Here is a 12,371-nt window from a genome sequence, read left to right as displayed (position 1 = left end):
GCAAAGCAAAAAGAAGAATGAAAATATTCTCTTTAAATTCGAATCGGGCGTTAGCGGAAAAAATTGCACACGAAGTAGGAATTCCATTAGGAAAGGCAACCATTAAGCAATTTAGCGATGGAGAAATCCAAGTTAATATTGAAGAAAGTATCCGGGGCGCGGAAGTTTACGTAATCCAATCAATTTCTGACCCCATTAACGACTCTTTAATGGAATTGTTAATCATGGTGGATGCATTGCGGCGGGCGAGTGCGCGTCAAATTAACGTAGTGATTCCTTATTACGGCTATTCCCGTCAAGACCGGAAGGCCCGCTCACGAGAACCGATTACGGCAAAGTTGATTGCTAATTTATTGGAAGATGATGATATTACACGGGTTTTAACCTTAGATTTACATGCTCCTCAAATCCAAGGATTCTTCGACGTTCCGGTAGATCATTTAGCAGCAGCTCCATTACTAGCGAGCTATTTCCAAGAACATAATTTTGATACCGAGAACCTAATTGTGGTTTCACCAGACCATGCGAGCGTTTCTCGTGCACGTAACATGGCGGAACTATTAGGAACTCCAATTGCGATTATTGATAACCGTAACGAAGAGTCGGCGGAAAACCTCAATGAAATCCCTACGGAAATTATTGGGGACGTCAAGGGTAAAGTGGCGTTGGTAATTGATGACATGATTGATACGGGAACCCGGTTAACCATTTCGGCGGAAGCACTGCACAATGCCGGGGCTACCGAAATTTACGGAGCGGCTACGCACGCAATCTTTTCACGAAACGCTCCCCAAATTTTGCAAAACTCCCAATTATCTAAGGTGATCGTTACCGATTCCATTAGAATTGGGGAAGAAAAGCAATTCGAAAAGCTGGTAGAATTGTCGGTGGGACCTTTATTAGGGAACGCGATTAAGATGATTTACAACAATGGACCCCTTGCTCCGTTATTTAAAAGCAAAAACTAATTAAATAACCATTAAATATTAATGAATATTTTCCAAAAGGGCCTGCAACAGACTATAATTTGTGCAGGCCCTTTAAGATATAATTTGGAGGAAAATAATGGACGTTTTAATCAGGATTTGGCAAAAAAAGTCGGTACAACTTTGGACAACGTTGGCGGCTTTGTTATTAATTGTGTATCTTTTACGCGGGTTTATGTCGCAAATTTTATTAATTGTCATTTTCTCGTTTGTTGCCCACGTGGGAATTAAAAATATTCGAAAGTACCTGCACGTCAACCAACCACTAGGTACTTTAATTTTCTACTCGGTATTGTTAGCGTTTGCGGCCGTAGTATTTTCTTTCACGGCTTCAATGCTTTATGACCAATTAAAAGGAATTCCTGCGCTGATCGGTCAGGCAATTAGCAGCGATGCTTTTAATAACAAATATTTTCAAGGAATCGTTAATGAAATTGCTAAAAACACTACGGCAGTTAGGGGCAGTCAACACTTAGCTATGTCAGGGCTGAATCAACTAGGCCGGATTGGAATTGCAGCGGAACACGTAATGATTGCGTTATTCCTCAGCTTAGTTTTCAACCTAACTTACAACCACCTGCGGGACTTTGGACACGCGATCTTGCATAGTCGTTACCAAGGGCTATTTAACCTCGTATACTATTTGCTGCGAAAGTATGTCTTGATTTTAGGGACCGTGATTGAAACTCAGTTAATCATTTGTAGCATAAACACCGGACTAATGGTGGTTGGTTTATGGCTAATTGGAATCCCTAAACTTTTGTTAATGGCGATTATCGTGTTTGTACTCGGACTGATTCCAGTCGCCGGAGTTCTGATCTCCTTAATCCCGTTGAGTATCGTCGCTTTTTCGGCAAACGGATTGGTTTCGGTCGCCGAAGTGCTCGCGTTAGTGGCGATAATTCACTTTTTCGAATCATACTTCTTACATCCTCGTTTAATGGCGGGTGCCACGGATTTACCAGTATTTGTCACCTTTATCACTTTAATTATTGGTGCCAAGATGATTGGAACGTGGGGCTTAATCGTCGGGATTCCTACAGTGGCTTTCTTTATTGATTTGTTAGGGATTAAGATTAAGCGGCGCCGGACCAAGGATCCAAAGGAAGTTATTGAAGAAGAGTTTGAATGATTTAAACTAATAGTTTATGGAAAATAAAAGCCGGCTAGCTTGTGAGTCTTAACTAGCAACGACTATTATGCCTAAATTGGGCGTAATAGTCGTTTTTTAGTTATGCAAAACAGGCTGGTTTTGGGCACTATTAAAGGCAACACGTTAAACGATTTTTTATAATCTTACCCTTAAAAAGAATTTTTAGTTTTTCTCGGCCGCTTTTTTGGGGCAATTTTGTAAAGGGCCCCATATCAGAAGGCGAAAATATAAAAATTCCCGCTCGTTTGAATCTTTTTGAACAAAAATGAATTATTTTGAACAATTTTGATTGATTTTGGCGAAGAATGGTGATATATTCTTCTAGGGAGTTGATGAAAATGCTTACAGAACTGCGTGAGAAAAACATTTTGCGAATGTTAAAAGAACGTCAATTCGTTAAGGTTAATGAAATTATGCAAGAAAACGACGCTTCTATCTCCACTGTTCGGCGAGATTTAAAACGCCTAGAAGCAGCCGGAAAGTTGAAGAGGATTTATGGAGGGGCGCGCTTAGAGACCAATTTACAAGATGAAACTGATTTTCGGGTTAAGTCTAAATTGAACTTACTAGAAAAAAATGAAATTGGTAAACGGGCCGCGGAACTTGTCCAAGACAATGAAGTGATTTTTCTAGATGCGGGTACTTCTACCGCTTCAATGATTGCTTATTTAGCGGAACTCCAGGGTTTGCTAGTGGTCACGAATGGCTTATCGATTGCTAGCTTATTGTCTGATTTTGATATAAAGACTTACTTAGTTGGGGGACAGCTAAAAAACAAGACCCGGGCGTTAATCGGCGCTGAAGTGGTCGATCGGTTACGGACTTTCCGTTTTGACCGTTGCTTTATGGGAACGAACGGCATCGACCGGGTTCAAGGGTTGACCACTCCAGATATCCAAGAAGCGCAAATTAAATCCACGGCAATTGAGCAGAGTCGGGACGCATATGTTTTGGCAGACTGTAGTAAATTTGATCAGACTTCTTTTGCAAGGTTCGCTGATTTACGGGACGTAACCATCATTGCTGATGAATGTCCAGAATGGTTAAAAGCCGATCAGCAACTAAATTACTTGGAGGTTCAAAAATGATTTATACAGTAACGCTTAATCCCTCAATTGATTACGTAATTAGCTTAGACGAAATGAAAGTGGGGCTAGTTAATCGGTTGAAGTCTGCAAGTAAGTTTCCTGGGGGAAAAGGGATCAACGTTTCCCGGATTCTTAACGAACTAGACGTAGAAAATACCGCCTTTGGATTTTTAGGTGGTTTTACCGGGCAATTTGTTGCCAACGCTTTAAGGGAATTAGAAGTACGTTCTGATTTTGTTGACATCAAGGAAGACACTCGGATTAACGTGAAAATACACGCGCAACAAGAAACGGAACTAAACGCTCTGGGTCCCAACATTGACGAAGAAGAACTCTTCCGTTTTATGGCTAAGTTCGACCAAGTTGGGTCAGACGACGTAGTGATTTTTTCTGGTAGCGTTCCGGCAAATTTACCACAAACTTTATATGACGACATTATCAAGAAAATTAGCCAAAACGGAGCAAGCTTTGCGGTAGATACAACGGGTCAAGGATTGTTAGACACCTTGGAAAGCCATCCGCTAGTCGTTAAGCCAAACAACCACGAACTTGGCGATTTGTTTGGGGTAAAGTTGACTACTGATGACCAAATTGAAGAATATGGCAAGCGTCTAATTGAAATGGGTGCGCAAAACGTAATGATTTCAATGGCCGGAGCGGGCGGAATGCTTGTTACTAAAGACCAGGTTTTCCGTAGTTTTGCTCCCAAGGGTACGGTTGTAAACTCGGTTGGTGCTGGTGATTCAATGCTTGCTGGTTTTGTTGGTGAATTGGTAAAATCCCACGACAAGCAACGAGCCTTTAAACAAGGGTTAGCTTGTGGTAGTGCAACGGCCTTTTCATTAGACATTGCTACGAAGGCTAAAATTGATGAAGTTGCTAACGCAATTGAAATTTTTGAAAAGTGAGGCATGAAGGATGAAAATTAAGGATCTACTCAAACCAAATTTGATGATTCTAGATTTAAAAGCTGATTCAAAAGAATCCGCAATTAATGAAATGATTGATAAGTACGTGGCTGAAGGGGTCGTTACCGATCGTGAAAAATACCTTAAGGGAATTTTAGACCGGGAAGCGGAATCCACTACCGGAATTGGTGATGGAATTGCTATGCCACATGCTAAAACTGATGCGGTTAACCAAGCGGCCGTGTTATTTGCTAAAAGCAGTCAAGGGGTGGACTTTAACGCCTTAGACGGACAACCAGTCCACCTTTTCTTTATGATTGCAGCTCCCGAAGGCGCAAACAACGCTCATTTACAAGCGTTGGCGAAGCTTTCCAGTTTGCTAATTGACCCAAACTTAGTCGCAAAGTTGAAAAAAGCGCAAAGCGCCGATGACGTGATTAAGTTGTTTGAAGACGCGGAAGCTAAAAAAGATGCCGAAGATGCTGCGGATGCTCAAGAAGAAGCTCCTGCGACGGATGCAGCTCCTGCAGCTGAAGAAACTTCAGCAAGTGAAAAACCATTTATCGTTGCAGTTTCAGCTTGTCCAAATGGAATTGCCCACACTTACATGGCAGAAGCCGCTTTGAAAAAAGCAGCCAAGGATAAGGGAATTGATATTAAGGTTGAAACTAATGGCTCTGAAGGGGTAAAACATCGCTTAACAAAAGAAGACATTGCGCGAGCAGACGGAGTAATTGTCACCGCCGATAAAAAAGTGGAAATGGCCCGTTTCAATGGTAAGCCATTACTAAACCGGCCGGTGATCGATGGAATCAATAAAGCTGATGAGTTAATTGATATGGTCGAAAATCATCAAGCAAGTACGTTCCATGCAAGCCGAGCCGATGGTGATGAGGGCGCTGACGAATCAAAGGGCGGCTTTTGGAACGAAATATATAAGGACTTAATGAACGGTATTTCCCACATGTTGCCATTCGTGGTTGGTGGGGGAATTATCATGGCGATTTCCTTCTTCATTGAGCGTTATACCTCGGCAACCAGCCTGTGGTTCACTTTCCCAAATGACATTGGTAATTACGCCTTCTCGTTCTTAATCCCAATCTTAGCTGGTTTTATCGCCCAATCGATTGGTGATTTACCTGCGTTAATGCCCGGGGTTGTCGGTGGTTACATGGCTACCCAATCAGCAGCAAGCATTATGCACACTAACAGTGTCTCAGGATTTATTGGTGGTTTAATTGCTGGTTTTGCGGCTGGATTAATTGTAAACGGCTTGAAGAAGTTCTTCCGGTTCGTGCCTAAATCGTTAGAAGGTTTGAAGCCGATGTTATTCTACCCAATCGTTAGTTTGCTGTTAGTAGGGGCGTTAATGTTCTTCATTATTAACCCGGTATTCGCAGCGGTAAATGCGTGGGTAACGGGCGTCTTGGAAGGCATGGGAACTGGTAATGCAGTTCTCTTAGGAGCAGTTCTAGCCGGAATGATGTCAATCGATATGGGTGGTCCGTTCAACAAAGCGGCTTACGCCTTTGCGATTGCGGCCTTTACTTCAACTAAAAATGGTGATTTAATGGCCGCCGTAATGGTTGGTGGGATGGTTCCCCCACTGGCAACGGCAATTGCGACAACTTTCTGGCCAAAGAAATTTACCGAACAAGAACGTGAAGCGGGAATTTCAAACTGGGTCTTAGGGATTTCCTTCATTACCGAAGGGGCAATCCCATTTGCAACGGCTGATCCGCTCCGGGTAATCGGCTCAAGTATCGTAGGTTCAGCAATCGGGGGTGGATTAAGTCAACTTTGGAAAGTTAGCGTTCCAGCTCCACACGGTGGCCTTTGGGTGATTGCACTAGCTGATCATAAGCTTTTCTACATCTTGTCAGTCCTAATTGGTGCAGTAGTTGCTGGAATTATTATGGGGATTTGGAAGCCTCGTCGCACCGAGAATAACTAATAAATATTCATTTTATGCATAAAAATAGTTAATGAGCTAAAGCACATTATTACAGGGTTTGTAATAATGTGCTTTTTTTGTAACAAAACTGTAACGCTAGCTAAATATGCTTGAAATTAAGCTTTTTATCAAAAAATCGGGACAAAAAAATTTGAAATTATTAAGTTTTGTTAAATAGCGTATTGAAGGGGTTTATAAGAATTCCTAAAGAAAAATTGAATATCTGATGTATAAATAGTGTTTTCAAAGTTAGCAAAAAATGCTAATATTATAGACGTGCAAAACCAATAATAATTTATTTTGAATAAAGTCGAATGAAATAATATATAAATCGTAAACTTTAAGGAGTGGACAAACTTATAATGGTATCTAAATCTAAATCAAATGCGTCCAAATTATTGCTTGCCGGAGTAGCCGGTGCGGGATTACTTGTTGCGGGCGGTTCGCAAGCAGTTGCGCATGCTGATTCTGTGAAGGTTCAAAAGAACGACACAGTTTGGGCACTTTCTCAAAAATATGGGGTTTCCATTAAGAGTATTGAATCATTGAATAACATTAATCAAAACAGTCATTTGATTTTTGTTGGCCAAGAAATCAATATTCCAGGAAAGAACAGTGTTGAACCAAAAACAAGCGTTAGTGACAAGGTAAAGGCTAACTCAGTTACTGTAAAAAGTGGCGACAGTCTTTCAGTAATTGCTGAACGTTATGGTGTTTCAGTTAACGCTTTAATGCAAGCAAATCACTTGACTAGCTCATTGATTCTTGTTGGACAACAACTTAACATTCCTAATGGCAACGTTGCTTCAACACACAGTACATATGTAGCACCTGCAGCACCAGCAAGTTCTGCTGCTAAGCCACAAGTACAAACTCAAGCTCCACAAGCTGCTCAATCAGCAGCTTCTAACAGTGCAGCAGTTTCTTCAGCGGTACAAAGCAGTTCTGCAGCTAGCCAAACTCCAAGTAGTGCAGTTACTTCGAGTGCAGCTAGCTCTGTAGCACCATCAAGTGCAGCTAATAGTGTGGCAACGGCTTCTTCTAACCAAGTAAGCAGTGCAGCTAGCCACAATTACAATAGTTCTGCTTCTGTTGCAAGTAGTGCTCCGGCTACAACACATGCTAACCAAGCAGCAAGCTCATCAGCTCCACAAAATCAACAACAAAGCGCTGCTTCGTCAGTAGCACCATCATCAAGTGCTCCAGCTGCTACTAACCACGTGGCTTCATCGGCAGCACCATCAAGCGTTGCTCCTGCAGCATCTAGTCATGCTGCTTCATCAGCAGCACCATCAAGTGCAGCTCCTGTAACGCCAAATCACGTGGCTTCATCAGCGGCACCATCAAGCGCTGCTCCAGCTGCTGTTCAAAACACTGGTTCAGTTACTGGTTTAGCTACTTCGTTGGCTAACAACACAATTCCTTACGTTTGGGGTGGTAAGACACCTGCCGGCTTCGATTGCTCAGGATTTGTATCGTACGTATTCCAACATGCAGCAGGAATTAGCTTACCAAGCTACACCGTAGCAATGGAATCATACGTTAACAAAGAATCAGTTTCAGCTGCTCAACCAGGGGACTTATTATTCTGGGGTGCTCCAGGAGCAACTTACCACGTTGGTATTTACCTTGGTAACAACCAATACGCAAGTGCACCAACTTTTGGACAAAACGTTAAAGTACAAACAGTTTCATCATACTTCTACCCAAGCTTTGCTGGGAGAGTTAAATAACATAGCTTGATGATTATTCATCAAGAAAGCTCCGCTTTATTAGCGGAGCTTTTTTTGTGCTTTGAGGGAAAAGGGGCTTGCTTAACGGTGATATAGAGGGGGGAGTTTTTCGCCCGCTAATTAGATTAGGTGGTTTAAAAACAACGGATCGGAAGGAATAAACAACGAATAATGAAAAATTAAGCTACAAAAAAACACCGCTATTGATTTAGCGGTGTTAAGGATCTAATCCATAATTAACATTGGAATGATCACTGGATGACGTTCGGTTTGGTCGTACAAGAATTTTTGTAAGTCATCAATGATTGCGCGGTTAATTGATGCTTCGTTAGCGTGAGGGTTACGCATTGCTTGCCGGATCGTGGCAAACATGCGCCGCCGTCCTTCATTAATGAGTTCGCCAGATTCACGCATGTAAACAAAACCGCGCGACAATAGATCTGGACCAGATTCAATCATCTTAGTCTTGAGGTTAATGGTGGCGACAACGACCACTAAGCCTTCTTCAGAAAGCAATTGGCGATCTCGTAACACGACGTTTCCGATGTCACCGATGCCATTACCATCAACGTAGACGTCTCCGGCATTAAAATGACCACATCGCCGTGCAGAATCTTTGGTCAATGCTAGTACGTCCCCGTTGGACATAATAAAGCTGTTTTCGAAGGGGATGTCGCAATCGTGGGCCAATTCAGTATGCAACTGGAGCATCCGATATTCACCATGAATGGGCATGAAGTACTTAGGCTTCATTAAACGGAGCATCAGCTTTTGCTCATCTTGACCACCATGACCGGAAGTGTGAATGTTGTTAACTTTTCCATGGATTACCCGTGCTCCGGCTTCTTCCAATTCGTTGATTACGTTATTCACACTGATGGTGTTTCCAGGAATCGGATTACTTGAAAAGACCACCGTATCGCCTGGTTCAATTGAGATTTGCCGGTGAGTCCCGTTAGCAATTCGACTAAGGGCAGCCATCGGTTCACCCTGCGAACCTGTACACATAATTAGTACCTTATCGGCAGGGAGGTGGCGAATTTCTTCAGCATTAACCAGCGCTTCGTCGGGGATGTCTAAATAGCCTAACTCACGTCCGTTAACTAGTGCAGCTTCCATAGAACGACCAAAGACCGCAATCTTTCGCCCGTGCTTTAGCGCAGCCTCAGCCGCCATTTGAATCCGGGAAATGTTGGAAGCAAAGGTCGCAAAAATGATTCGTCCTTCAACTTCTTCAAAAATTTTGCGGATCGATTTACCAACCCAACGTTCGGATTTGGTGAATTCGTCACGCTCAGCGTTCGTACTATCTGACATTAGTAATAATACGCCTTCATCGCCTAGTTTAGCCATTTTTTGTAAATTAGGTGGCTGATGGGTAGTGGGGGTGAGATCAAACTTAAAGTCCCCAGTTTCCACAATCACGCCAGAAGGAGTGTGCACCGCTACTCCAAGGGTATCCGGAATGGAATGGGTGGTCCGAAAAAAGCTTACGCTGGTTTTAGGAAATTTAATTACGGTGTCTTCATTAATTTCGTGAATTTCCGTAGTTTTTAGCAATCCGTGCTCTTCAAGCTTGCCACGAATTAAGGCGGCAGCTAACGGACTGGCATAGATTGGCACGTTAATTTGTTGCAGTAGAAACGGGATTCCACCGATATGGTCTTCATGACCGTGGGTGATAACTAAGGCTTTTATTTTTTGTTGGTTAGCGACTAAAAATTGATAGTCGGGGATAACGTAATCAATTCCCAGAAGTTCGTCTTCAGGAAATTTAATTCCGGCATCTACAACGATAATTTCGTCTTGAAATTGGATCCCGTAGGTGTTTTTTCCAATCTCATTTAGACCACCGATTGCGTAAACGGCCGTCTCGTTATTTTTTATATTAATCTTACCCATCGCTTAGTACTCCACAAGCTTATAGTTTACCCCTTGTTGTTCGTATTCAAGGGCTTTCCCCTCTAAAACTTCAATTTGTTCGAGGTTATAATCGGGATTGTGGTCTTCGACACGCTTGATTGCTTCTGGTTGAGAATCCGCTTCGATGTATAGTGAGCGTGTATTCTCCCGGCGTGGCATTTCTTTTTTTGATTCTTGATAATAAATTTTAAAGATCATGTTTTTTCCTTCCTTCTTCAATAAAAATGTGTTCCAATAAAAATAAAAGTTTTTCCCGTTCAATAAGTTGTATTACTACAACGCATCTTAGAACATTTTATCACAGCGGCACTTATAAGTATAGAATTAGGGTTTTGAAAGGACGGACGTTCAATGAAATTAATGATTTTAATATTATTACTTATACTTGCGGTGTTAGCGCTAATGGTTTATATAAAGCGGCGCCGGGTTTCGAAGGCGGCAACGATTGTCCGTAATTCGGGTGAAACGATTGTTGACGAAGCGATGGGCTTTGTGGCAACGCAAATGCGTTCCAAGGGTTTTGTCCTAATTACCAAGCGGGGCACGTCCGTAGCTGATGTTTGGGGCCAGGCGGTCGTGGGATTTAATTACAAGATAAAGCTTAGCGAACAGGGCAATTTTAAGGACGTGGGCAAACAAATTGATTATTGGCTAACACAGTATTGCCAAAAGAAAGATTTAATGGAAAATCAAGCCCCCATGTTACGGGTGTCAGATCTGTGGGCAAATAAAAATGTTTTAGAGGTTGATGTGGTTTACCTGATTAACGAACAAACCAAAAATTACTTAAAAGACTTGAGCAAACTGTAAACAAAAAGACGCGATCCACCTTCCTAAAAAATAGGAGGTCGGTTCGCGTCTTTTTACATTCTTTAATAAATTTTAAATTAACTGCCTAACCAATCAAAATGGCATTGTCGTCAATTGAAAACGGATCTTGTTTGTTGATGTGGTCGTAGAACAAGGTGCCTTTCAAATGGTCAATTTCATGTTGGCATACAATTGCTGGGTAATCGCGAAGTTTAATGGTTTTTTCTTCGCCATCCACCGTTTGGTACCGGATGGTAATCCGGTCGTAACGAGGTACGTATCCTGGAATTTCTTTATCTACTGAAAGACAGCCTTCACCTTCGTCAAGTGCAGCAACTTGAACAGATTGGCTAACAATGACTGGGTTTACAAGGGTTTCTTCAAAGATAATTTCATTATCTGGACCAGGAACTAAAACCGAAGCCATTTGAATTGATAAACCAATTTGTGGCGCAGCCAAGCCGACGCCCGCTCTCAAATGATATTTTTGAGCGATTTTTGGGTCTTGGCTATTCTTCAAATATTCCATCATTTCGTCAGCAACTTTAACGTATTTGGGATCGAGAGGAAAAGTCAGCTTTTCGGCCCGCTTGCGCAAAACTGGATTACCATCTCGCGTGATATCATTCATTTTAATCAAGATAAAAACCTCCAATTTGTCTGATATTAAGTATAATATAGATTAAAGAGAATACAAAATAAATCTTTAGTGAGGTAACGCTGTGGGAATCAAAGCAAATTTTAGCTATCCGTTAGATGAACGGTGGGACGTTCAAGAAATCACGGACGTGGTAAACTTTTTTTCTAAAATTGAGGAAAGTTATCAAAAAGGTGTTAAACGACAAGTTTTAAAGGATGCCTACGATAAATTTCGGCAAGTCGTTCCAAACAAAAGTGAAGAGAAGCGGATTTATCGGGAGTTTCAACAAAATTCGGGAATGCAACCGTTTCAAGCGGTTAAGCAGCTTCGTGATGAAGGTATCAAAACTATCAAGGTGACTGAGAATGGATATCACTAAAAAACAATTAGCACGGCTTGATCAAGAAATCTGTATTTTTTTGCGACAGGATCGACAGTTTATTTTAGAGCGGATGCAGCAACGTTATGCGGTTGATGAAAAGACCGGGCGTCGCGATTTGGTAACTACGCTGGATAAAGAAAATCAACGAAGAATCATTGCTTTTTTAAAGTCGCAATTGGGGTCGGCAAAAATCTTAGCGGAAGAAACCGAACACCAAATTACGGATTTTACCGGTTTAGTTTGGGTTATCGATCCAATTGACGGGACCATGAATTTTGTGAAGCAGGGCGAAGACTTTGCGGTGATGATTGCGCTATATGAAGATGGACAACCACTTTTGGGATATATTTACGACGTGATGCGTGACCGGCTATTGCACGGCGGCCCTGGAATTGACGCGGCTTTTTGTAACGAAGTTAAATTGGCAGCGCCAGCGGACCTCCCGTTAGCAAACGGGTTAGTGGGGCTGAGTGGCCCAATGTTGATTGCAAATAAATATAATTTTCAAACAATCGAAGCTCAAAGTCTGGGCTCGCGGGTTTTAGGCAGTGCGGGAATTGAATTTAGTCGGGTGATTTTAGGCAAGCAAGTTGGCTATGCTTCTACTCTAAAGCCGTGGGATTTTGCCGCTGGAAACGCTTTAGCGTCGGTGCTGGGGCTCATGGTTGACCGTGTTGACGGAAGGCCACTTAATATGCTAAAATCGGGCGTTGTACTAGTTGCTACGAAAAAGGCATTTGCTACTATAATGAACATAGTAAAATGAGCTTGTGCTGTGACCGAACAATGAGTCA

General features: G+C 42.1%; 12 protein-coding genes. 9 read left to right on the top strand and 3 right to left on the bottom strand.

The window, feature by feature from the left end:
* Window positions 1-17: 17 nt before the first annotated feature.
* The 6 genes from NYR25_05745 to NYR25_05720 all read left to right on the top strand — a co-directional run bounded on the left by NYR25_05745 (window position 18) and on the right by NYR25_05720 (window position 7,822).
* Complete coding sequence (locus NYR25_05745) at window positions 18-968, top strand: ribose-phosphate diphosphokinase (GenBank protein UWF34724.1); 951 nt, start codon at window positions 18-20, stop codon at window positions 966-968.
* Between the two features lie 97 nt (window positions 969-1,065).
* On the top strand, window positions 1,066-2,118 hold the full coding sequence (locus tag NYR25_05740; GenBank protein ID UWF33106.1) for an AI-2E family transporter: 1,053 nt from the start codon (window positions 1,066-1,068) through the stop codon (window positions 2,116-2,118).
* 359 nt (window positions 2,119-2,477) lie between these two features.
* Window positions 2,478-3,227 carry a DeoR/GlpR family DNA-binding transcription regulator gene (locus NYR25_05735; protein UWF33105.1) on the top strand — a complete coding sequence of 250 codons (750 nt, stop codon included), beginning with the start codon at window positions 2,478-2,480 and terminating at the stop codon, window positions 3,225-3,227.
* Window positions 3,224-4,135, top strand: coding sequence for a 1-phosphofructokinase (gene pfkB, locus NYR25_05730; protein UWF33104.1), 912 nt, complete (start codon window positions 3,224-3,226; stop codon window positions 4,133-4,135). The genes NYR25_05735 and pfkB overlap by 4 nt, the downstream gene beginning before the upstream one ends.
* 10 nt (window positions 4,136-4,145) lie before the next feature.
* A complete protein-coding gene (locus NYR25_05725; GenBank protein UWF33103.1) occupies window positions 4,146-6,089 on the top strand; it encodes a fructose-specific PTS transporter subunit EIIC in 1,944 nt (647 codons plus the stop codon).
* 362 nt (window positions 6,090-6,451) lie between these two features.
* Entirely contained in the window at window positions 6,452-7,822 is a 1,371-nt protein-coding gene (locus NYR25_05720; GenBank protein UWF33102.1) for a LysM peptidoglycan-binding domain-containing protein, read from the top strand.
* A 225-nt stretch (window positions 7,823-8,047) separates the two neighbouring features.
* On the opposite strand, the gene NYR25_05715 is transcribed toward NYR25_05720, so the two are convergent.
* Complete coding sequence (locus tag NYR25_05715; GenBank protein ID UWF33101.1) at window positions 8,048-9,724, bottom strand: ribonuclease J; 1,677 nt, start codon at window positions 9,722-9,724, stop codon at window positions 8,048-8,050.
* 3 nt (window positions 9,725-9,727) lie between these two features.
* A complete protein-coding gene (locus NYR25_05710; protein ID UWF33100.1) occupies window positions 9,728-9,943 on the bottom strand; it encodes a DNA-directed RNA polymerase subunit epsilon in 216 nt (71 codons plus the stop codon).
* A 153-nt stretch (window positions 9,944-10,096) separates the two neighbouring features.
* On the opposite strand from NYR25_05710, the gene NYR25_05705 reads away from it, so the two are divergent.
* Entirely contained in the window at window positions 10,097-10,555 is a 459-nt protein-coding gene (locus tag NYR25_05705; GenBank protein UWF33099.1) for a hypothetical protein, read from the top strand.
* A gap of 85 nt (window positions 10,556-10,640) precedes the next feature.
* On the opposite strand, the gene def is transcribed toward NYR25_05705, so the two are convergent.
* The gene (gene def, locus NYR25_05700; GenBank protein ID UWF33098.1) at window positions 10,641-11,195 is read right to left on the bottom strand and encodes a peptide deformylase; all 555 of its coding nucleotides are present in this window, start codon (window positions 11,193-11,195) and stop codon (window positions 10,641-10,643) included.
* Window positions 11,196-11,277: 82 nt separating this feature from the next.
* On the opposite strand from def, the gene NYR25_05695 reads away from it, so the two are divergent.
* Window positions 11,278-11,574: a UPF0223 family protein gene (locus NYR25_05695; GenBank protein UWF33097.1), complete on the top strand. Its 297-nt coding sequence runs from the start codon at window positions 11,278-11,280 to the stop codon at window positions 11,572-11,574.
* Entirely contained in the window at window positions 11,561-12,343 is a 783-nt protein-coding gene (locus NYR25_05690; GenBank protein ID UWF33096.1) for an inositol monophosphatase family protein, read from the top strand. The genes NYR25_05695 and NYR25_05690 overlap by 14 nt, the downstream gene beginning before the upstream one ends.
* Window positions 12,344-12,371 lie beyond the last annotated feature (28 nt).

It is taken from the genome of Pediococcus acidilactici (assembly GCA_024970065.1).
Taxonomy (GTDB): domain Bacteria; phylum Bacillota; class Bacilli; order Lactobacillales; family Lactobacillaceae; genus Pediococcus; species Pediococcus acidilactici_A.
This window is presented reverse-complemented; position numbering and strand designations above follow the sequence as displayed.

Excerpts from the sequence above, each read along its gene's own strand:
- NYR25_05710 (UWF33100.1), bottom strand. The coding sequence starts at position 9,943 with ATGATCTTTAAAATTTATTATCAAGAATCAAAAAAAGAAATGCCACGC.
- NYR25_05740 (UWF33106.1), top strand. The coding sequence starts at position 1,066 with ATGGACGTTTTAATCAGGATTTGGCAAAAAAAGTCGGTACAACTTTGG.
- NYR25_05705 (UWF33099.1), top strand. The coding sequence starts at position 10,097 with ATGAAATTAATGATTTTAATATTATTACTTATACTTGCGGTGTTAGCG.
- NYR25_05720 (UWF33102.1), top strand. The coding sequence starts at position 6,452 with ATGGTATCTAAATCTAAATCAAATGCGTCCAAATTATTGCTTGCCGGA.
- NYR25_05735 (UWF33105.1), top strand. The coding sequence starts at position 2,478 with ATGCTTACAGAACTGCGTGAGAAAAACATTTTGCGAATGTTAAAAGAA.
- NYR25_05715 (UWF33101.1), bottom strand. The coding sequence starts at position 9,724 with ATGGGTAAGATTAATATAAAAAATAACGAGACGGCCGTTTACGCAATC.
- NYR25_05725 (UWF33103.1), top strand. The coding sequence starts at position 4,146 with ATGAAAATTAAGGATCTACTCAAACCAAATTTGATGATTCTAGATTTA.
- NYR25_05745 (UWF34724.1), top strand. The coding sequence starts at position 18 with ATGAAAATATTCTCTTTAAATTCGAATCGGGCGTTAGCGGAAAAAATT.
- pfkB (UWF33104.1), top strand. The coding sequence starts at position 3,224 with ATGATTTATACAGTAACGCTTAATCCCTCAATTGATTACGTAATTAGC.
- NYR25_05690 (UWF33096.1), top strand. The coding sequence starts at position 11,561 with ATGGATATCACTAAAAAACAATTAGCACGGCTTGATCAAGAAATCTGT.